Annotated in this window: 19 protein-coding genes and 1 pseudogene; 6 read left to right on the top strand and 14 right to left on the bottom strand. The window is 64.7% G+C overall.

The genetic code is table 11. The features are described 5' to 3' along the window. Positions 1-102 precede the first annotated feature (102 nt). The gene (locus ACCD03_RS06160) at positions 103-2,205 is read left to right on the top strand and encodes a hypothetical protein (protein WP_413411101.1); all 2,103 of its coding nucleotides are present in this window, start codon (positions 103-105) and stop codon (positions 2,203-2,205) included. Between the two features lie 91 nt (positions 2,206-2,296). On the opposite strand, the gene ACCD03_RS06155 is transcribed toward ACCD03_RS06160, so the two are convergent. The 4 genes from ACCD03_RS06155 to ACCD03_RS06140 all read right to left on the bottom strand — a co-directional run bounded on the left by ACCD03_RS06155 (position 2,297) and on the right by ACCD03_RS06140 (position 3,903). Further along, positions 2,297-2,599: a membrane dipeptidase gene (locus tag ACCD03_RS06155; protein ID WP_316674795.1), complete on the bottom strand. Its 303-nt coding sequence runs from the start codon at positions 2,597-2,599 to the stop codon at positions 2,297-2,299. A 117-nt stretch (positions 2,600-2,716) separates the two neighbouring features. Continuing rightward, positions 2,717-3,019, bottom strand: coding sequence for a hypothetical protein (locus ACCD03_RS06150; protein WP_024978550.1), 303 nt, complete (start codon positions 3,017-3,019; stop codon positions 2,717-2,719). 143 nt (positions 3,020-3,162) lie between these two features. Beyond that, the gene (locus ACCD03_RS06145; RefSeq protein ID WP_156158324.1) at positions 3,163-3,330 is read right to left on the bottom strand and encodes a hypothetical protein; all 168 of its coding nucleotides are present in this window, start codon (positions 3,328-3,330) and stop codon (positions 3,163-3,165) included. Between the two features lie 111 nt (positions 3,331-3,441). Continuing rightward, positions 3,442-3,903 carry a deaminase gene (locus tag ACCD03_RS06140; protein WP_413411170.1) on the bottom strand — a complete coding sequence of 154 codons (462 nt, stop codon included), beginning with the start codon at positions 3,901-3,903 and terminating at the stop codon, positions 3,442-3,444. A gap of 260 nt (positions 3,904-4,163) precedes the next feature. On the opposite strand from ACCD03_RS06140, the gene ACCD03_RS06135 reads away from it, so the two are divergent. Continuing rightward, a complete protein-coding gene (locus tag ACCD03_RS06135) occupies positions 4,164-4,595 on the top strand; it encodes a PGDYG domain-containing protein (protein WP_413411100.1) in 432 nt (143 codons plus the stop codon). Between the two features lie 4 nt (positions 4,596-4,599). On the opposite strand, the gene ACCD03_RS06130 is transcribed toward ACCD03_RS06135, so the two are convergent. Next, entirely contained in the window at positions 4,600-5,517 is a 918-nt protein-coding gene (locus tag ACCD03_RS06130; protein ID WP_316674801.1) for a hypothetical protein, read from the bottom strand. 188 nt (positions 5,518-5,705) lie between these two features. On the opposite strand from ACCD03_RS06130, the gene ACCD03_RS06125 reads away from it, so the two are divergent. Next, entirely contained in the window at positions 5,706-6,602 is an 897-nt protein-coding gene (locus ACCD03_RS06125) for an oxygenase MpaB family protein (RefSeq protein WP_413411099.1), read from the top strand. A gap of 12 nt (positions 6,603-6,614) precedes the next feature. Here ACCD03_RS06125 and ACCD03_RS06120 read toward each other — a convergent pair whose 3' ends face one another. Together ACCD03_RS06120 and ACCD03_RS06115 are read right to left on the bottom strand one after the other, a co-directional pair. Continuing rightward, complete coding sequence (locus ACCD03_RS06120; RefSeq protein WP_413411098.1) at positions 6,615-8,195, bottom strand: MDR family MFS transporter; 1,581 nt, start codon at positions 8,193-8,195, stop codon at positions 6,615-6,617. Between the two features lie 90 nt (positions 8,196-8,285). Further along, positions 8,286-9,233 carry a LysR family transcriptional regulator gene (locus tag ACCD03_RS06115; RefSeq protein ID WP_413411097.1) on the bottom strand — a complete coding sequence of 316 codons (948 nt, stop codon included), beginning with the start codon at positions 9,231-9,233 and terminating at the stop codon, positions 8,286-8,288. 126 nt (positions 9,234-9,359) lie between these two features. On the opposite strand from ACCD03_RS06115, the gene ACCD03_RS06110 reads away from it, so the two are divergent. Continuing rightward, positions 9,360-9,986, top strand: a complete 627-nt coding sequence (locus ACCD03_RS06110) for an FMN-dependent NADH-azoreductase (protein ID WP_325652262.1) — start codon at positions 9,360-9,362, stop codon at positions 9,984-9,986. A 143-nt stretch (positions 9,987-10,129) separates the two neighbouring features. Here the strand turns inward: ACCD03_RS06110 and ACCD03_RS06105 are convergent, their stop codons facing one another. Beyond that, positions 10,130-10,276 (bottom strand): hypothetical protein, encoded by a 147-nt coding sequence (locus ACCD03_RS06105; RefSeq protein ID WP_045202226.1) that lies wholly within the window; start codon positions 10,274-10,276, stop codon positions 10,130-10,132. A 446-nt stretch (positions 10,277-10,722) separates the two neighbouring features. On the opposite strand from ACCD03_RS06105, the gene ACCD03_RS06100 reads away from it, so the two are divergent. Continuing rightward, on the top strand, positions 10,723-10,854 hold the full coding sequence (locus ACCD03_RS06100; protein WP_260801500.1) for a hypothetical protein: 132 nt from the start codon (positions 10,723-10,725) through the stop codon (positions 10,852-10,854). Between the two features lie 37 nt (positions 10,855-10,891). Here ACCD03_RS06100 and ACCD03_RS06095 read toward each other — a convergent pair whose 3' ends face one another. From ACCD03_RS06095 to ACCD03_RS06085, 3 genes and pseudogenes are all read right to left on the bottom strand, one after another. Continuing rightward, a complete protein-coding gene (locus ACCD03_RS06095) occupies positions 10,892-12,625 on the bottom strand; it encodes a S10 family peptidase (RefSeq protein ID WP_413411096.1) in 1,734 nt (577 codons plus the stop codon). A 46-nt stretch (positions 12,626-12,671) separates the two neighbouring features. Next, a pseudogene (locus ACCD03_RS06090) lies at positions 12,672-14,084 on the bottom strand (protease pro-enzyme activation domain-containing protein); the annotation flags it as partial. A 132-nt stretch (positions 14,085-14,216) separates the two neighbouring features. Beyond that, complete coding sequence (locus ACCD03_RS06085) at positions 14,217-15,278, bottom strand: hypothetical protein (RefSeq protein ID WP_413411095.1); 1,062 nt, start codon at positions 15,276-15,278, stop codon at positions 14,217-14,219. Between the two features lie 886 nt (positions 15,279-16,164). On the opposite strand from ACCD03_RS06085, the gene ACCD03_RS06080 reads away from it, so the two are divergent. Continuing rightward, entirely contained in the window at positions 16,165-16,506 is a 342-nt protein-coding gene (locus ACCD03_RS06080) for a DUF1488 family protein (RefSeq protein ID WP_004627574.1), read from the top strand. 78 nt (positions 16,507-16,584) lie between these two features. On the opposite strand, the gene ACCD03_RS06075 is transcribed toward ACCD03_RS06080, so the two are convergent. The 3 genes from ACCD03_RS06075 to ACCD03_RS06065 form a co-directional block, all read right to left on the bottom strand. Next, complete coding sequence (locus ACCD03_RS06075) at positions 16,585-18,282, bottom strand: AMP-binding protein (protein ID WP_413411094.1); 1,698 nt, start codon at positions 18,280-18,282, stop codon at positions 16,585-16,587. Between the two features lie 149 nt (positions 18,283-18,431). Beyond that, positions 18,432-18,953: a hypothetical protein gene (locus ACCD03_RS06070; protein ID WP_413411093.1), complete on the bottom strand. Its 522-nt coding sequence runs from the start codon at positions 18,951-18,953 to the stop codon at positions 18,432-18,434. Positions 18,954-19,098: 145 nt separating this feature from the next. Then, positions 19,099-19,983 carry a LysR substrate-binding domain-containing protein gene (locus tag ACCD03_RS06065; RefSeq protein ID WP_039375943.1) on the bottom strand — a complete coding sequence of 295 codons (885 nt, stop codon included), beginning with the start codon at positions 19,981-19,983 and terminating at the stop codon, positions 19,099-19,101. Positions 19,984-20,086 lie beyond the last annotated feature (103 nt).

Genomic DNA, 20,086 nt, shown 5'->3' with positions numbered 1-20,086 from the left:
CCTCCAAATGAATGATGCGGGCGCATAGTGCCGACTTGAGAATCTCCGTGCCGAATAACGGCGTCGCATGCACGGCGCACCCACGATCCAGCGGAGGACTCCATGAAACTCACCCCCATTGCAATCGCACTGGCCACGCTTGCCCTGTCGGGCTGCGGCGGCAGCGATTCCGGCAGCAGCGCCAGCACATCGCCCGGCACCAACGTTCCGGCAGCACAGACCGTCAGCGGCGTTGCCGCCACGGGCGCGGCCATGCAGGGCGCGACGGTCACGCTGATGGATGCAGCCGGCAAGTCGGTCGACTGCCCGGCCAATGCCACCACGGGGGCTTTCCAGTGCACGGTCACGGGCCTTACCGCGCCGTTCGTGCTGTCGGCGGCCGGCAACGTGGCCGACTCGCAAGCCACGCTGATCGCGCTGTCCGCCAGTGCCGGCAGCCAGACAATCAACATCACGCCCATCACCAATGCCATTGCCGCCACCATCGTGGGCGACAACCCGAGCAAGCTCCTGGGCAACACGGGCCTGCTGCAGAGCAAGGTGACTGCGCAAACCGTCTCGAGCACGGTGGCCGCCTATGCCGCCGCCCTGGCCGACCTGCTGGCCGCCACCGGCAACACCGGGGTGGATCTGATCTCCGGCCCGTTGACGGCCGGCGCACCGGGTCTCGACCGCCTGCTAGACCAGCTGAAGGTAAACGTGCTGCCGGACGGCAGCGTGCAGATCAGCTCCGTGGCAGGCGCGTCGAGCGATACGCCAGCGCAATTGCAGCTCGCGCCGGGTGTAGCGCCCCAGCCTAGCGACAAGGCGAGCCTGCCCAGCGTGGCGACCATCAATGGCAACCCCGTCGCCAACCTGCCGACCGCCTCGGACCTTGCTGCGCTGCAAACTGCGCTGAACCAGTGCTTTGCCGGTTCGACGGGTGCGGCGCGCACGGGCGGCAGCGTGCCCGTTTGCGGCCAGATCTTCGTGGATGACGTGGCCAATGGCGCGCTCATCAACGGCGTGCCGTCGGCCTACCTGAACAACGGCATGACGGCTGACCAGGAGTTCGGCCCGGCATCGGGCGGGGGCAATCCGGGCCTGTTTGCCGACGACGCGATGAACAACGCAAGCTTCAGCCTGCCGGAGATCATCCGCATAGCATCCAGCAGCGGTGACACGTTGTGGGTCAAGCTCGCCTGGACCCGCGCCGATGGCCTTCGCGACGGCATGCAGCAGCACGTGCAAGTGGCGGTACAACCTGCCTCACGCGCCAGCGGCGACAACGGCTGGCGCATCGTCGGCAACCAGCGCGCCGTGTTCACGAAAGTCAACGCCAACGCGCAGAAGTGGGACTGGCTGAACAGCGCCACCGCAATGACGGGCACCAACGCGTTTGTCGATTCGATCAACATGCAGGTGGGCATCGCGGATGCGGCCGGCACGCCGGTCGACTTTGCGATTGTTACGGGGCCCGGCCTGCGCAATGGCGTGTTCCTGCAGCCGTCTTCGGGCACGTGCGACACGCTGAATATCCGTGCGCAGGTTGGCGCGAGCCAGACCCCGGCGCAACTCGCTCTGCTTGCCAAGCAAAGCTCCTGCCGCAATAACTTCCGCCTGGCAGGCGTGGCACAGGACCCGGCCAACCAGGGCAGCTTCACGTGGCCCGGCGATGCACCGCGCAACAACACGGCCTGGGCCAAACCGCAACTGACGGCATCGGAGCTGGCGACCATCACGCCGTTCAGCGCTTACACGATCGCCATCTATCAGGGCGGTGTTACGAGCCAGCCGTCCAAGACGTACACGGTGCGGCTGCGCACGCCGTCGCCCTCGCCCGATGCGCTGCGTCAATACACGTGGCAAGACATCTCGCAGACCACGCGCGACATCCTCACCCCGGGCACGGCATCAACGTTTGCTGGCGGCGCCACCTTGCCCGTCACGTGGACGACCAAGGCGGGCGTGCCATTCGTGAAGCGCGTCAACGTGCAGATCCGTTCCACGATGTCGGGCCAGTCGACGGTGTTCGTGAACGGTGTGGGCCGCGCCGCACCGGCAGCGCCCGGGACCACGCTTACCGTGAATGTGGCGGGTGATCAGGGGGTGGCCTTCCCCGCCGTGACGGGTTGGTCTGGCGCGCAAGACATGTCGTTCACCAACATGTCGTGGGCAGACCCGCTGGATCTGAACTTCACCACGTCGGTCGAGTACGACCGCTAATACGCAGGAACGCAGCAACGCAGGGCACACACGGGGAAGTGCGGTGATCGGGCCCGCAAGGCGTCATTGCCTGGCGCCCTGCGGGCCACGATCAACCCACCGTCGCCTCGAACACGCGCCGGTAATTGCCACCCAGAATCTGGCCCGTTTCCACTGAAGTGAGCCCCGCTTTCAGCAGCGCCGGGGCCAGCGTCGGCAACTGCGCGTAACCGGTGAACACCGGCGGTCGGATAAAACCGAGCATGTCGGTGCCCAGCCCCACGTGCGCCACGCCCACCACATCGGCCATGCGCTTGATGCCCATCGCCATGGCATCGAGATTGGGAAGATCCGCCGTATTGGGCCACACGCCAATCACACCGCCAATGTCCGCTACCGCGCGCGCATGCGGCATTGACCGGACGGCGGGCGGACGTCTAGGCTGGCGCGCTCACCCACCCGCATGCACGCGCCACGATCTTCTACTACGTCCGCGCCATCATCGGCCGGGCACCGCTGCCCGGTTCCAAGCCTACCAATCGACCTCAATGTTGGCATTGGTGGCGTTGTTCACGATGTTGTTGATCTGCGTCCAGACGGCGCGGTCGTAGTCATCTCGGTCGGTGTGCTCGACACGCATGATGGCGGGGCCATTGGAGTAGAAGTGTCCGAGCAGATCGCGGAGTCCGCGCTCGTTCAGCCGAATACCGACGATGAAACGCTGATCACTCAGGGCGATGGGCGCAGCGTACGTCTGCAGATTGGTATGCAGGCTGCCGGCCGAGACGTTGTTCTGGGTGAATTCCAGTTGATAGATGCGCAATGCTTGGGGCATGGTGGGCTCCGCAAAGAGTGAAAGAAATGCCCCCGACAGACAGCAAACCGCAGAGGGCGAGACCACTCTATGGGCGCCATCGCTTCTGCCCTATAGCGCTTGCGTACCACGCGTTGGCCCGTGAGAAAGAGCACGGGCCCCGGTCAACCCACCGTCGCCTCGAACACGCGCCGGTAGTTGCCGCCCAGAATCTGGCCGGTCTCGACTGACGGGTCAGCGTCAAGCGGCATCGCCCAGCCTTCCATGTCGACGATCGTGTCTTGCAGCGCGTCGGGCTTGTACGTAGCGATGACGGACCGATCGATGAGCATGCGCACCCCGCAAAATTGAGCTGCGGTCTTGTGCGCGCGATCGGCCCATCGCTCTATCGCCGTTGCTTACACGCCCCTACAAAGCATGACGATCTTGAACGTTCATGGCGCTCACCCCCAGAAGCCGATGTGCGATTGCGCGGCTTCGTCTTCGATGAGCGGGCCGTGCACGTCGATTTGGCGCTGGCCGCGTACAAACACCTCGCGGCATGGCAGCGAGAACGTCGGGTTTTCTGGGTGGTCGCCCGTAAGCGTCAGCAGACGGTGCTCCGACAACGCATAGACCACGCGGCCGATGTTGCACCAGTAGATGGCGCCCGAGCACATGCAGCAAGGCTCGGCACTGGTGTACAGCGTGCAACGCGCAAGCTGCTCGGGCGACAGGATCCTGGCCGCTGCCGCCGCGGCCGCCAGCTCGGCATGCTGCGTGGGGTCGCCTTCGGGCGGCATCGAGTTGTTGCCCGCGCTGGCGATCACGTTGCCGTGTTCATCGGCCACCAGTGCGCCGAACGGATGACGGCCGCGCTTGCGTGCGTCGTCGGCCACCACAATCGCCTGGCGCAACAGTGCCATATCGAGATCGGTCAGTTGGGATGGCTTGTGGGGTTCACGTGCGTTCACGATGGAATCCTTGGTGTGAGACATCGACGAAAGAAGCCGGTGTCATTCAGCGAATGCTGTCTGGGCAAAATCGCGCACGATCGGACTACCGACACGCCACAAGATGCTGTAAAGCAGCCGCAACGGCAATCCCACCACGCTGTAGCGGTGCCATTTGCGCTACGCTTACGGCCTTCCGCCCCACCTCGCTTTCATCGCCTTTGCGTCACCTCATGCCCACGCTGCAACACGTCGACCTACGCACGGACCCCGCCGCCCGCCCCTTCGTCAAGGACGAGACCGTCCACGTCGACTTTGCCGCCGAAGCCGGCGAGCTGATGAGCCTCGAAGGCCCCAACCGCTATGCTCCCGGCGATGCGCTGATCACCGGTTCAACGGGCGACCGCTGGGTGGTCTCGCGCGAACGTTTCGATGCGAAGTACGTTCCCGCCGATGCGGCGCTCGCACATGGGCAGGCCGGCGCTTATCGCAACCGCCCGAGCGTGGTGCTTGCCAGGCAGATGAGCGAAGCGTTCTCGATGGCACGCTCCGAAGCCGGCGATGTGCTGCACGGCCAGGCCGGTGACTGGGTGCTCCAATACGCCCCGGGCGACTACGGGGTCGTGCAGGCGCAGCGCTTTGCCAAGGTCTACCGGCCCGCCTGAAGCGTTACTGCGCCGTCTGCTGGCGCTCGACTTCGTGGCGCTTCATCTGCAGGTAGTCCTGGCGCTCGACTTCATGCAACTGGCGCGGGTATTGCTCGGTCGCGTTGAACCACGTGTTCAGCCGCTGCTGCAGGCGCTTGTCGGGCGGCGCCGACAACGCCTTCAGATAGGCATCGATGGCGAGGTAGTAGCGCATGGTGTTGCGCTCAAGCAAGCCTCGCACACCGCCCACATATTCAGGTGCGGTGGCTGAGGATTCTGCCGTCTTTGTAAAACCCACCTTGTCGCTGCCGACCGTGCCCAGATACGTGCGCATGGCCAGCCGCCCTGCGGTGCCATAACCGTACGAGTACGTCAGATGCAGAAAGGTGCGATTGCCGCCGGCCGGGGCCGGAATGGCCTCCAGCATGATGCGGTAATCCTTCGTGCTGAACGGGCCGGACTCGGCATTCAGTTCCACGCGAAAGTAATCTGCGCTGCTTGCAACGGGGCGGTAGTTGAATTCCAGCCGATAGCTGGCCGACAAGCTCTGCTCAACCTTGCGACCCAAATTCACGTCGAGCACGGTGCCACGGGGCCCGGACCCGGCGCGGCAATACTTGATGTTCAGGTGCAGGATCAGCACGTCGCACCAGTTGCCGGGGCCTTGCGTCGCGTCACTCAACGCACCACTCACCGTAGCGAACGGGTAATCGACCACGCTGTAAATGTCGCCCTGGAGCATGGTGGGCGTCTCGGTGGATTCCAACGCCAGCGGGCGGTGGAACGGGTTGTCAGCCAACTGGGACGCCACGCTCTGATATTTGTCGCGCAGGCCCTGCGCATTGTCTGCCGCGCGCGAGGCGGGGCTCAGGCATAGGCCGGCCACCAGCGCAAGCAGGGCAATCAGGCGCAGCCAGGCGGAGTGTCGGTGCAAGGTCATAAACGGCGTTTTTGTGGAATTGGTCTTCATTCTAGAAGGCGCTAACGCCCACAGTCTCGCAACAAATGGTCCTGCGAAGGCACATCGGCCATGCGGCGTTCTGTCATCACGACAGCCAAGGCGTGCTCCGATGCGGCTCGGTAAAATGATCGCTTCTTCGCCTCGTGCTTCCCAGCACTTCCGGCACCATGCCCTCGCCCCTCGTCGCCATTCGCGAACGCATCGCCAACCAGGTCCGCGGCCTTACGCGCGCCACCGGCAGCCTCACTCTCGACATTGCCTCGCCGCCAGGCGACCCGGGCCTGTTCGGCCCCGACGCAGTCTGCTGGAAGGTGCATGCCGATTTTCCGGCGATGATGGCCGGTGGCATCAGCGCGCTGTTGCTCCAGGCGCTGCACCCGCGTGCGCTGGCCGGCGTGTGGGACCACTCGAACTTTCGTGAAGACCTGCAAGGGCGCCTGGGCCGCACCGCCCAGTTCGTGGCCGGCACCACGTACGGCAGCCGGCATGATGCGCTGGCGCTCATCGAGCGCGTGAAGACCATCCACGACCGAGTGCGAGGCATCGCGCCCGATGGCCGGCCGTATTCGGCCAACGACCCAGACCTGCTCACCTGGGTCCATGTGGCCGAGATGTCGAGCTTCCTGGCAGGCTATCTGCGTTACGTGGATGGCAACCTGAGTGTCACCCAGCAGGATCGTTATTTTGAAGAGACCTCGCTGGTGGCCGAGATGCTCGGGGCGCGCGACGTGCCGAAATCGCGGGCGGCGGTGCAGACCTATCTGAATGCGATGCGCGCCGAGCTGGTGGCCAGCGATCGCACGCGCACGGTGGTGGAGGTGTTGACGACGTGGCAGGCGCCGCGCCCGGGGTTGCGCCCGGCGGTACGCCTCTTCCTGGATGCGGGCATCCAGTTGCTGCCGCCGTGGGCGATACAAATGCTCGATCTCAAACGGCCGCCGCTGCAGGCAGCGTTTGCGTCGGCAGCCATGCGCACCGTGGCGCCCACGCTGCGCTGGGCGCTATACGAGGGAAGCGTGGCGCGCCGGGCCAGACACCGCGCACTGGCGCCCGCAACGACATAGTGCGTCCGCGCGTTACTCGATGGCTTCGGCAAGCGACACCTTGCCGCGCAGCGCCTTCTCTTCCAGCCGGATGATCAGCAGCGGCGAGACCACCGACACGGCAGCCGCAAAGAAGAACAGATGCCTGAAGGCGCTTTCGCCCGCGCGCTGCAAGGCCTCGGCATCGGCGCCGCTGCTGGCAAGCGCGGCGTGGAAAAGGTCCATCAACACATCGCCGCCGGCCGCCACATGCGCTTCAGGCGCAGCCTGGCGCAGCAGCGCAATCAGCACGGAAGTCAGCACCGCTACGCCCACCGCGCCACCCAGCAGGCGCGAGAAGGCCGTCAGCGCCGTAGCCAGGCCCACCGTCTGCGGCGGCACCGCATTTTGCGTGGCGACCAAGCCGGTCGGAAACTGCACGCCAATCGCCAGGCCGAGCACGATCATCGCCAGGGTCAGCGCCAATACGCTGTGCGGGTCCAGCAAACCCAGCGAAGCCACGGCAAACGGCACCACGCATGCGCCACCCAGCATGAGCGGCTTGTAGCGGCCGCTGTGCGTCATCCACTTGCCGGCAATGAAGGCGCCAAGCGGAATTGACAAGGTGAGCGGCACGAGGCGCAATGCCGCAGCATCGGGGCTGGCGCCCGCCACCATCTGGAAGCGCAGCGGCATCAGCACCGACGTGGCAATCAGTTGGAAGAAGCAGAGGAACAGCGCCAGGCAGCAGATCGTGACCGTGCGCACCCGGAACATCGACAGCGGAATGATCGGCTCGACGGCACGGTTCTCTTGCCAGACAAACGTGCCCAGCAACACCACGGCACCTGCCAGCAGGCCAAGGTTTTCGGGCTGCGTGAGCGGCGTGCCCTGCCCCACACGGGTAATCATCAACAACAGCGCGGTCAGCCCGCCGGCAAACAGCACCACGCCTGGCACGTCGATGGGGCGACGCTGATGCGCCACCGGCAGATGCCGCAGCGTGCGGCGCACGACCAGCAGCGCGACGATGCCCAGCGGCAGGTTGATCCAGAAAATCCAGCGCCACGACAGGTAATGCGTGAGATAGCCGCCGATCACCGGGCCGGCAAGGCTGGCCATCGCCCACATGCCGCTCACGTAGCCCTGGTAGCGGCCCCGCTCGCGCAGCGGCACCACATCGGCAATCGTGGCCTGCGATACCGAAATCAGCCCGCCGCCGCCCAGCCCCTGCAGCACGCGCGCGAACAGCAGCATCGGCATGCTGGTTGCCAACGCGCACGCCACGGAGGCCAGCACGAACAGGACGATGGCCGTCGTCAGCATGGCGCGGCGGCCATAGAGATCACTCAACTTGCCGTAGATGGGCGTCACCACGGTAGACGCCACCAGATACGCCGACACCAACCACGCCATCAGCGCAAAGCCGTTGAATTCGCCTGCGATCACGGGCAACGCCACCGCAACAATGGTTTGCTCCAGCGCGCCCAGCAAGATGGCGAGCATCAGCCCGCCCATCACTGCCATCACCGGAATTTCAGCCACCGGTGGGGTATCCAGCGGGCTGGATACCGCCGCGATGGGCGCGGTAGGCGTGTCTGGCTTGGGCGGTTCGATGCTCGGGCGGGAGGACATGGGAATGTGCGCGAATGCCGCTCAAGGCACCCGCGCCAATGGGAGAAGCGAAGCCGTTGATGATACTGCCGATTCCTATTCGTTGCAGAGTCAACGATCGGGTTGCCGGACGATGTCCTCATAACAACGGCTGACATTTGCCGTCATGCCGGGCAACTCTTCTGCGAGGAATTCGATGAACGCACGCACGGCCGGCACCAGCCCGCGGCGTGACGGAAACACCGCATGAAACTGGTGCACCGGCAAGCGGTATTCCGGCAGCAGCACGACCAGCCGGCCATCGCGAACCGGCTCGGCGCACAGGTTGAACGGCAGTTGTGCAACACCAATGCCTGCCAGCGCGGTCTGCCCCATCAGGTACAAGTCGTCGGTTACCAGCGCGGGGGTGTATTCGATGTCGACTGCGCTGCCTTCCGGGGCGGTCAGGCGCCAGCGCGTACGCTCGCCGCCCGCACCGTCAAAGCCCACGCCGATCGCGCCGCGCATCGATTCCGGTGTCTCGAACGGGCCATGCTCGGCAACAAATGACGGGCTGGCCACAAGCACCTGATCGCTCACGCCAAAGCTGCGCACGACAAGGTTGGAATCGTCCAGTGTCGAGCGCACGCGCAGCGCCACGTCGTAGCCGTCGCCGATCACGTCGACACGGCGGTTCGTCACGTCCAACTCCAGCCGCACATCGGGCTGCGCGCGCAGGAATTTCGACAGCACCGGCGCGATGAACACGTGCGCCACGCCCACCGGACAGCTCACGCGCAGACGGCCGGAAGGTTTTTCGCCGGCGTGCTCGGCCACCTCGAAGGCAGCGCGAGCCGCCTGGGTCATCGATTCGCAATGCGTAAAGAATGCCGAGCCCACGTCCGTCACATGCACCGCCCGCGTTGAGCGCTGCAGCAGCCGCACACCCAGACGCGTTTCGAGATCGGCCACGCGGCGGCTCACGCGCGATTTGGGAATCCCCAGCGCCCGCGCGGCGCCGGAAAAACTGCCGTGCGTCACCACACTGGCAAACAGGACGAGGTCGTTCAGGTCTTCCATGGCCGTTCTCCAAAGCACGGGCGCATTGTCCCACTCGTAGAACGATGTGTGTCGATTCAACCCACTACTGGAACCTGCTGCATCGCACTATCTTTCCAGCAACCCACCTTTTCTTGGAGAGACACCATGCAAGTCCTTCACATTGATTCCAGCATCCTCGGTGACGCCTCGGCCTCGCGCATCCTGAGCGCCGCCATTGTTGAAGAGCTGCGCCGCGAAAACCCCAGCGCCACCGTTGTCCACCGTGACCTGTCGGTCGAAGCCATTCCGCACCTGGACGGCGCCATTGCCGCCGGCTTTCGCGCCACGGGCGCCGATGATTTTGACGACGCCACCCGTGCCGAGCATGCCCGCTCGGAAACGCTCGTGAACGAACTGCTCGCCAGCGATGTGATCGTGGTCGGCGCACCGATGTACAACTTCTCGGTGCCCAGCCAGCTCAAAGCCTGGATCGACCGCGTGGCGCAAGCCGGCCGCACGTTCAAGTACACGGAAAACGGCCCGGTTGGCTTGGCCGGTGGCAAGAAGGTGATCGTTGCGTCGACGCGCGGGGGCATGTACTCCGCCGGCCCGGCAGCCGCCATGGATTTCCAAGAGGCGTATCTGAAGACGGTGTTCGGCTTCTTCGGCATCACCGATGTGCAGTTCGTACGCGCAGAACGCCTGGCGATGGGCCCGGACGCGCGCACGCAAGCCTTGGAAGCAGCACACGCCGCCATGCGCGACGTGGTGAGCCAGGCCGTGGCAGCCTGAGCGAACGCGGTTGCGGCGCAACGGGACGCGCCGCACTCAGCCTCGCAGAATGCCAAACGGGCGCCAGCAGCAATGCGGCGCCCGTTTTCGTTTTTACTGGCGTGGCAAGAAGGTTGGATCGGCGCAGATGGCCGATCGGCAAATCACTCGTCGCGGTGTTCGCGTGCCTGGTGCATGGCTTCGAGCAGACGGCGCGTACGCAGCTTGTTCCACATGACCGGCACGACGATCGCGGTAGCGATCAGGCACGGTACTGCCCAGGCGATGGTGGATTCCAGAAAATTCGTCATGATGCGTCCCCCGATGTGTTGCCGATGCGCACGGTTGGGCGGCGCGCATCGCATAGTCCCCGCAGGGCTTTGCTGTCTCGACTGGGCCGAGACGCCCTGACATCTATATGGACGGCTATCGGCGCTGTGCGTTCAAACTTGAAGCCCAACGTTTGCCGTTTGTTGTATTTCCCGCCGATCTCGACGATCTGTCAATAGAGTGGAGGTAAGTTCGTTGAACATTGTGGCGCTGCGCTGACAGTGCCGGAACACCCCGATCTGCTCCACAGTCTGATCGCAAAGGTAACGGCAAATTACGGCGGCCGCGGTGCAAGCGTTGCCAACCCTGGGGCAGACGGTGAATTACCGGCCTGGGCGTCACAGTTTTGCTTACAAACGGTAAAGCGCGGTTGCGGGCCGTTTCCATACAGTGAGGCCAAGTCCAACGATCACCACGGAGCCTCACCATGAAACGCACCATCGCCCTGCTCATCCTTGCTGCTGCCGCTACCTCTGCGCTGAGCGCATGCGTGGTGGTGCCGGCAGGCGGCTATTACGACCGCCCGCATTACTACCGCCCGTACTACCGCGGCTATTGATCCTCGCAGTGCGCGGCACGGCCTGCATGCTCGCCGCTCAGGCCTTGCGCGCCTGCAGCATGCGGATGCGCGCGACGGCCTGATGGTCGGTCGTGGCGGCGTCGTAAAGGCGCGCCAGGTCGGCCTTCAATGCCGTGCGCGAACCACCGTCCAGATACACCATGTGCCCCGACGGATAGAACCCCGCTGAGAGGTTCTTGCGCACGCCCGCATCCAGCAACGGCATCGCCTTCAGGTCCAGCATGGTCTGGTAGAACGGCGTGACGAAGTCGTAATAGCCGTTGGCGGAGAACACTTTCAGATCCACGTTCAAGCTCATCGTTGCCGCCAGGTCGCCGGCGGTGTAGAGCGCGACATTGCCGTTGGCATCAAGCCCCTTCTGCGCGCCGGTCGGGTCGGTGTGGCGGAAGTCCCAATGGCGGAAGGCTTGGTCGTTCAAGTCCGTGAAGGCAGAGTTGGAGGTGAACTTCAGGTCGTCGTTCAGGTAGGTATTCCACATGGCAGTGTAGACACCGGACACCGCCGTCATGGTCGGATCGTTGCCGCCGGAGTTCGGATCCACACTGGCCGCAATGCCGGTGTGGATGCCCGTGACGCGGCCATCGTACGCACCCAGCGACAAGCCCTTGTCCGCCAGCAGCGTGGTCAGGAACAGCGACGTGCCGGCGCCGTCAGACGCTGCCACATCCAGCCGCCAGCCCTGCAGCGTCGCCGCATCGATGCCGGTGTAGGCAGACAACGTTTTCAGCACGGCCGGATCGGCATGCGTGGGTTTGGCGAGCGCTTTTTCGTAATCGGTGCTGGCAAATACGGCGGCAGCTTCGGCAAAGTCGCCCACGTCCGCGGGCAGCGGCCCGCCTTTGGGTGAAGTTGCACGCTTATGGAACCACGCATCCGCCGCGCATGTAGGCAAGAGCCCGACCGGGTTGCCCGCCTGCGTGTAGTCGAGGATGGATGACTGCAGCGTGATGCCGTTCAAGTCCACCCCGTCTTCATGCAGCACGTACGAAAGCACGCAGGAACGCGCCGTGCCGTAAGACTCCCCAAACAGAAACTTGGGCGAATTCCATCGATCATTGGCAGTCAGCCAGCGCTTGATGAACTGCGCGATGCTGCGTGCGTCCTGGTCAACGCCCCAGAAATCGAGGTTGCGCTTGGGCGCAATGGCCGTCGAATAGCCGGTGCCGACCGGGTTGATGAAAACAAGATCGGAGCGATCAAGCAGGCTGTCTGGATTGTCTTCCATGCGATACGGCGCGGGCGGCGTAAACGACGGCATCGACGTCACGATGCGGCGCGGTGCAAACGACCCAAGCAGCACAAACACCGCCGACGACCCCGGCCCGCCGTTATAGAAGAACGTCACCGGCCGCGCCTGCGCGCCACCCGCTGGCGTGTCCGCCACAAAGGCCACGTGGAACATCTTGGCCACGGGCTGCGAGCTGCTCGGGTCTACCGTGACGAGGTGGCCAGCATGCGCGGTGTAGGCGATATCGCGTCCGCCAATGCGCACGGTGTGGTGCGTAATCGCCATGCCCTCGCTGGTGTCGGTCACGCTGTCGTCGGGGCCGTTGCCGTAAGCGGTGGGATCGAAGAACGGCTGGTCGGTGGTGGTCATGCGTGCCTCGCTGCTAGAAAAGATTCGCGATCGCGTCGCCCTTGGGGCTGCCCAGGCCTGTGCAGGCGTCCCAACCAGGCGCGGCGGCAAAGGTGCCGTTGTTGCCCTGCTTGATGTCGTTGAACGCGGCGGGGTTCTGATACAGCCGCGCATGCAGATAACCCACCGGCCGCCCCTTGATAGCGTTGATGCGCGCAATGAGCGCGGCCCACAACGGCGCTGCGGCGCTGGTACCGCCCACCACGCCAGACTCGCCATCCACGCGGACGACATAGCCGGTCAGCGGGTCGGCATCGGCGGAGACATCGGGCACGCCGCGCCGCGCCAGCGGCACGCTGTCCCCGCCGGTTTGCTGCGCGGCCAGGCCCTGCTGCCAACTCGGCAACGCGAAAACCGTGCTCACCCCGCCGCCGCCCGCGCCACCTCGCGCGCCGTCGTTCCAGACGGTTTCCTCTGCGATGCGGTTTCCGCTGGCGCGCACGCTGGTGCCACCGCATGCCAGCACGTACGGGCTAGAGGCGGGAAAATCGACGTGATCCACACGATCAGGCTGGCCGTCGCTGGAGCCGCTGTCGCCCGAGGCCGCACACACCGTCACGCCCATCGTTGCGGCGCTCTGCAGCGCGGCGTTGACGGCCTGCATGGCCTGCGGCGTCCAGGCACTTTCGGGCGCGCCCCAACTGATGGAAACCACCGAGGGCCGCAGCTTGGTGTCATGGATGGCGGCGTTGATGGCTTGCACAAAACCGGCGTCGGTATTGACGGTGAAGTACACGGCCAGCGTGGCGCCCGGCGCTGCGGCGCCTGCCACTTCCAGGTCGAGCATGACTTCGCCGTCGGGCCCGCTCGGGTCGCCCGTTGGTCGGTTGGCGCCCTGCCCGACCGGTATGGCCGTCACTGTCGGCATCGGCACGCCCACCTCCTGGAAGTACGCACGCAGATCGTCTTCCCGATAGCCACCGCCAAGCTCAACAAACGCAATGCACTGGCCTGCGCCGTCGCCCTGCGGAAAGCCGTAGAGCTGCGCGAGTTGCACCGGCGTGTACGACGCGGTGGGCGCCGCACGGGCGGGCCGGATGCCTCCAGGCTCGACCGATCCGGTGGGCAACGGCACAAAGCGAAAGTGCGGCGCCGCCTGTGGGCGCGAGTCGAGCCCCAACACGGCGACTACCACGTCCTGCAATGCGTCCGGCAATCGCAGCGGGCCGGAACGTCCGCGGTATTCGCTGCCACCATGTTCCACGCGGTGCAGGTGCGTATCGAACGCCCGGCAGAACTGTTCGACGGAGCCTTCGAGCATGACGGTAGCGGCGGCCACGTTCACTTCGGCCACTTGCAGGCCATGTTCGCGGGCAAACGTGCGAACGGCGTCAATGTCGTCCGTGGCAGCGCCAAACTGGGCGGCCCACTCTTCGCGGCTCAGGGGTGTGGGCGGTGGCGTTCCGGCGCCATGCGCGTGGACAAATCCGGACAGGCGCGCATCGAGCTCAGCCTCGTTAGGGCGGCGCAATTGCACGAGCGCCCGGATCTGCTCTGCCGGATGCGCATCGCCAAGGATGCGCGCGTCTTCAGGAATGGTGCGCTCGCTGCCGCGCAGGGGGTGCCGGACCATGGGCCATCTCCATGTAGGTAGGTGGCCTGTGCGTCGCAACCGGCGTGCCGAGGTACGGAGGGTGCCGACAGGATGCGGCGCCACCTCCAACCACGTTAGGCGATGGCTTGCCCGCTTGATCTACAGCGTTCGTCAGTCGGTGAAATCGGGGCTGCCGGCACCTTCTGCTGCTGCATGCTGCGGCTTGCCCTCGGCAAAGGCACGGCGGATCAGTGCGCCGCATGCCGCGCTGCGCACATAGGCCCGGGGGGCCAGGGTCTCGCGCACGAGCATGCCGTAATGGCGCTTGTCAGCGGTGATCCACGGATAGAAACCGAATGCGCCGGCAGAGCTGAACGCACCGTCGCCGCCGGGCTGGTCCTCGATCCAGTAGTTGAGCGCGTAATGCCACGGCAGTGCGGCCGGGGTGCTGACAGCGGTCGAGCACGTGCCCGGCTCGGTGCAAACGGCATGCTGGCCGAGCATCTTGCCGAGCTGGTATTCGCCGCGAATGAGGCGACGCAGGAACTGGCCATAAGCCGCCGGCGTGGAGATCATTCCACCGGCCGGTTCGGGTGCGAGGTAACGAATGCCGAGCGGCTGACCGGCATCGCGCAGGCCCGGTGCATTGGCAAGCTGGCGGTCGAGGTCATTGTTGAGCGCCTCGGCATCGGCCCGGCCCAGACCGAGATCCATCAGCAGCTTCTGATCATGGCCGCCGTTGTAGCTGAAACGGCCAACGTGCCCAGGCGTGAAAGTCGCGTTGCGCCCTCGCTCAAAGCAGCTTTGCACGGTGTCGTTGCGATTGCACAGCAACGGATTGAGCCCGTCGTAGCCAGAGCGCATGGTGAGGGCGTCGATTTCGGCAGGTGTGGGCTTGCCTTGCGCACGCTCCACCACGTAGGCGCCAAACACCCATTTGGATGCCGATGCCAGCCGCACCGTCTTGTTCGGGCCGATCCGCTGGCCCCGCTGCCCGTGCATCAGTTCGCCATGGGCGTCACCGATTTCCCAGTAGTAATCGCCCAGACGCTGACAACTGCCGGCATTCGCGAGTGTGGATTCCACGGCAGCACGGCGCGTTGCCAGGCTCGGCGCGGCAGCGTGCGCGGCGGCCGTTGCCACCAACGTTGCCAATGCCATCAAAGCGGCGCTCCCCCCTCGCCCGAATCCTGCGAACGCCCTGCTATTTCGGGCGCGTCTTGCTTGCGTCATGTCGATGTCCTGCTCGTTTTCCGATGCCTAGCCAGCCCGGCGGCACTGTACCGCAGCGCGCGTGGCATTTCGTTGTTTTACGCTGGGGCGCCTGTTGCTGTGCAGTCTTGCAACATGGGACCCGGACGCGCATGACTGTATCGGCGGTACCTTGCAGGCAGGTTGCGAGGCAAGATCGGCGTGCGTTTCAAACGTAAGCGTTTGCGCATCGATTAATCATCTTGGCAGGTGATGAAAATCGCTTCATATTTGAACCCCCAATATGTCCTAAACCTCCCGTTTATGAGCCAAATGGAGGATAAGAATCATGCCAAGGTTCGCTAGCGGTCTGCAGAGAGTGTTCTAGAATGCAACCGAAGAATAGTAGATTTAAATAAAACTAAATACGCGGCAGCGGCGAGCTTTCGGGAGCGGGCCATGGGAACAATCAAACGGGGAACAGCGAGCTTGAGTGCTCGCCTGGGGTGGGAACGACACCCTGCTAATTGGCAGGTAATTCCTACGCGTCGGCGCCTTTTTCAAACACGCCTTCCGGCGACGCGCGCCTCCACCGTTTTGCTTTGGGTTCTGGCCATTTCGATTACCGTCGGTGTCGGGCTGATGCACCAATTGTGGTAACCAAAAAAACATAACGGAATTTTGTACGGGGAAGGTCGCAGCGCGAGAGCGAACCCGCAGTCAACTACCGAATTGACAGACCGTAGAACGGCACCGAGGGATAGTCCGACCCGCTTCACTGGGTCAATCGCATCCGGATGGATTCAACATCTGGAGCATCGTCATCCCTCCATTCGGAAATAACGCTCCTGCATGTGGCCACTGCGCCGCGAAAGCGGCATGTGGGGCACGCCGCTCAAACGGCACGCCTGATCAATGGGGGAGCATCATGAACATTTCATTCACCGGCAAGACCTTCAGGTCCGTAGGCGACCTGTTCTTCCAAGCCATTGTCGACGGCAAGGTCGTGAGTTGTTTCGTCACGTCTGAAGCGCTATCGCTCTGCGATTGCGCGCATCAGAAGATCACGGCCGAAGAGGTCTATCGCAATTACCGGGACTGGATCGAACTGGCGGCGTCGGACCTGATCCGCGCTGGCTCGCTCGCCCCGGTCATCGTGCGCGGCCGTGACCTGGCCGCTTCACGCGCATCGCTGCCGCACGGTGGCGTGCCGGCCTACGATCTGGATCGCGCGCGTCAACTGCGCCTGGTCCCTCGCTCGTCGCGCTGATATCAGCCCGCGCTGGCGCAGCGGAACGTGCGGTCGGGGGGCCGCACGTTCCGCAGGTGCCAAAGCACAACGCACGGATTAATCGGCCGGGAAATCCTCTTCCCAATATTCCTGCAGGTTGCGTACGCCCGCGGCGCTTTCGCTGCGCGCGGCTTCACGCATGCGCAATTCGACGCGCCGGATTTTGCCGGAGATGGTTTTGGGCAGATCGGCAAATTCGATGCGACGCACGCGCTTGTAGGAAGCCAATCGGCTGCGGCAAAACCGGAGGATGTCGCGCGCCAGCTCCGGGCCGGCCTCGTGCCCCGCACGCAGGACCAGGAACGCTTTCGGCACGGCCAGGCGCAACGGGTCGGGGCTTGGCACGACGGCGGCTTCGGCGATGGCCGGGTGTTCGATCAGCACGCTCTCCAGCTCGAATGGGCTGACACGGTAATCCGATGCCTTGAACACGTCATCGGCGCGGCCGACGTAGGTCAGGTAGCCGCTGGCATCGCGCGCGGCAATGTCGGAGGTGTGATACACGCCGCCGCGCATGGCCTCGGCGGTTTTGTCCGCATTGCCGGCGTAACCCTCCATCAGGCCGGTCGGGCGTGAACTCAATTCGATGCAGATCTCGCCCTCTTCCGCCTCGCGCCCGTCGGGGTCGCGCAGCGTGATGCGGTAGCCCGGCAGCGGCCGGCCCATCGAGCCCGCCTTGACCGGTTGCCCGGGGCTGTTGCCGATCTGGCAGGTGGTTTCGGTCTGGCCGTAGCCGTCGCGGATGGTGATGCCCCACGCAGCGCGCACGCGTTCGATCACCTCTGGGTTGAGCGGCTCGCCCGCGCCCACGAGTTCGCGCAGCGCGGGCTTCCATGCGGCCAAGTCTTCCTGGATCAGCATGCGCCACACCGTGGGCGGCGCGCACAGCGTCGTCACCTTGGCGCGGCAGAGCACATCGAGCGCCGCCTTGGGCTCGAAGCGCGCGTAGTTGTAGATAAAAACGGTGGCGCCGGCATTCCACGGCGCGAAAAAGCAGCTCCACGCGTGCTTGGCCCAGCCCGGCGAACTGATATTCCAGTGCACATCACCCGGACGCAAGCCGATCCAGTACAGCGTGGACAAATGCCCGACCGGATAGCTCGCATGCGTATGCATCACGAGTTTGGGTTTGGACGTGGTACCGGAAGTGAAATACAGCAGCAACGGATCGTTGGCTTGCGTTGGTGCATCGGGCGTGAATTCGGCGGATGCATCGTAGGCATCTTCAAAGCGGTGCCAGCCGGGCGGCGCCTTGTCCGCACCGACTGCAATACGAGTGAACGTGCCAGATACGACGTCGAGCTTGGCGCAATCCGCCGCGCCCGCCACCACGTGGCTCACCTCGCCCATGGCAATGCGTTCACGCAGGTCTTCGGCGGTGAGCAGTGTCGTGGCCGGGATGATGACCGCGCCGATCTTGATGCTGGCGAGCATCACGTCCCAGAGCCCGGGCACGTTGCCGAGCATGAGCAGGATGCGATCGCCGCGCTGCACACCAAGCGCCCGCAAGTGGTTGGCCACGCGCGCCGAGCGCTCGGCCATCTGCGCGAACGACAGCCGCGTCTCGTTGCCCTGATCGTCGACCACCCAGAGCGCGATACCGTCGTTGCCCCGCGCCATGGTGTCGAAATAATCGAGCGCCCAGTTGAAGCGGTCCAACTCGGGCCACGCAAAATCGCGCACGGCGGTGTCGTAATCCTCACGGTGCGCGAGCAGAAAGTCGCGGCACCGCAGGAAAGCGTCCAGCGATGTCATGCCTGTCTCCTGGGGTTCGGAGCGTGTTGTGCACGCTCTAACTGCACGCGCCTCGTCCGGGCGCTACGGAAACGCACCTGCAACCGACATCGCCACTTATAGGAGGAATTCTTCCGCCAGACCAGCCCGGATTCTCCCGAGCCGTGCGCTCATTGCGAGCGCGGCGGGAAACGCAGCGAACGGCCGCCACCCAGGCTTAGCCACGCCCAGGCCGTTGCGGCAACCACGACACCCAGTACGACGATCCACTGGGCGCTGACCAGCATCAGCTCAATCGTGCCGGCCATGTCCGGGAGAATCTGCGGCCAGGCGGGCGCAAGCCAGCCGTCGGCGTCGAACCATGCGCCGCGTCCGGCACCCGTGGCGAGTTCCACCGCGAGCAGCGCCGCATTGATGGCCGCGAACGCCATGCCGCTGTGTGCCAGCAGGCGGCTGAACACCGGCAGTTCATACAGGGGCTTCAGATACTGGATGTGCCGCGTGAGCAACCACGCGCATACGATGAGCAACGCAACGCTGATGGCCGCCATGGGCGCCGGAGTGCGCAGGCACACGCCCAGCGCGATCCACGCCAGCGCATTGATCTCGTGGCGCCGATAGATGCGCAACGCACGCGCCGCGTGCAGCAGGCCAATCGGCGGAACACCAGGGGGAACACCGGCAGACGCCATGATGTGCTCCATGAGCGGAGGGTTGGTGCGCCGCCGCACGTCTGTGGCGCTGTGCGGCCCGCAACTGCTTGCAGTGTACCGACGCGTTTTCACCCGCGCGAGTTCAAACAGCATCCCTCCGCCAAATGACGGACGCGCAACGCCCTCAGGCCTCGCGCAAATGCTCGATCAACTGGCGTGCGAAGACGGGCAGATCATCGAAATGGCGCACGCAGATGCGCAGCAGGCGCGTCGCCCAGGCGTCGGTCAGGCGGACACGGCGGATGCCCATGGAACGCTGCAGACGGATTGCCGCATGCTCGGGAATGACGCCCACGCCCACGTTGCGTTCCACCATGCGGCACACGGCGTCGAAGCTGCGCAGCCGCACACGGTATTTGAGCCGATGGCCGGCGCGCGCGGCATGCCCCGCCAGATACGCCTGCAATGCGTTGTCGCCCGTCAGGCCGACAAAATCTTCCTGCAAGGTTTCAACGAAGGCCAGCTCCCGGCGCTCGGCCAGCGGGTGATCGCGGGCGGTCACAAGCACGAGGCGGTCGTGGCGAAACGGAAAGGTCTCCAGCCCCGACAAATCGACCGCGTCGTTGACGATGCCGATGTCTGCCCGGCCCTGCGCAATCGCTTCGACAATCTCGTGGCTGACCAGCTCTTCCAGGTCGATATCGACTTCAGGATGTGCGGCCAGGAACGCGCTGAGCGTTTCCGGCAAGAACTCGGTCATGGCCGCCGTGTTGGAAAGCAGCCGCACGTAGCCCTTGAGGCCACGCGCGTATTCGCCAAGCTCGCCGCGCATGCGATCCATCTGCTGCAGGACAACGCGAGCGTGGTGAACGAGCGTGCGGCCAGCAGCGGTCGTTTCCACGCCGCGCCGGTTGCGCGTGAGCAGCGGCACGCCGAGCGTGTCTTCCATGCCGCGGATGCGGGCACTGGCCGACGCCAATGTCAGGTGCGCACGCTCGGCCCCCGCCGTGATGCTGCCGGCTTCGGCGGTATGGAGGAAGAGTCGCAGGTCGGTCAGATCAAAGCGCACGATGCATCTCAAAATTGGCATGAGCCTCAGTTTCACACTGAGGCAGGGTCAATGTATCGCAGATTGCCGCGCAATTCCCAGTGCCGGAAACTGAGGCATCCCA

The sequence above is a fragment of the Ralstonia sp. Ralssp135 genome, assembly GCF_047304345.1.
GTDB classification, from domain to species: Bacteria; Pseudomonadota; Gammaproteobacteria; order Burkholderiales; family Burkholderiaceae; genus Ralstonia; species Ralstonia chuxiongensis.
Note: the sequence above shows the minus strand (reverse complement) of the source record. Positions and strands in the feature narration are given on the sequence as shown.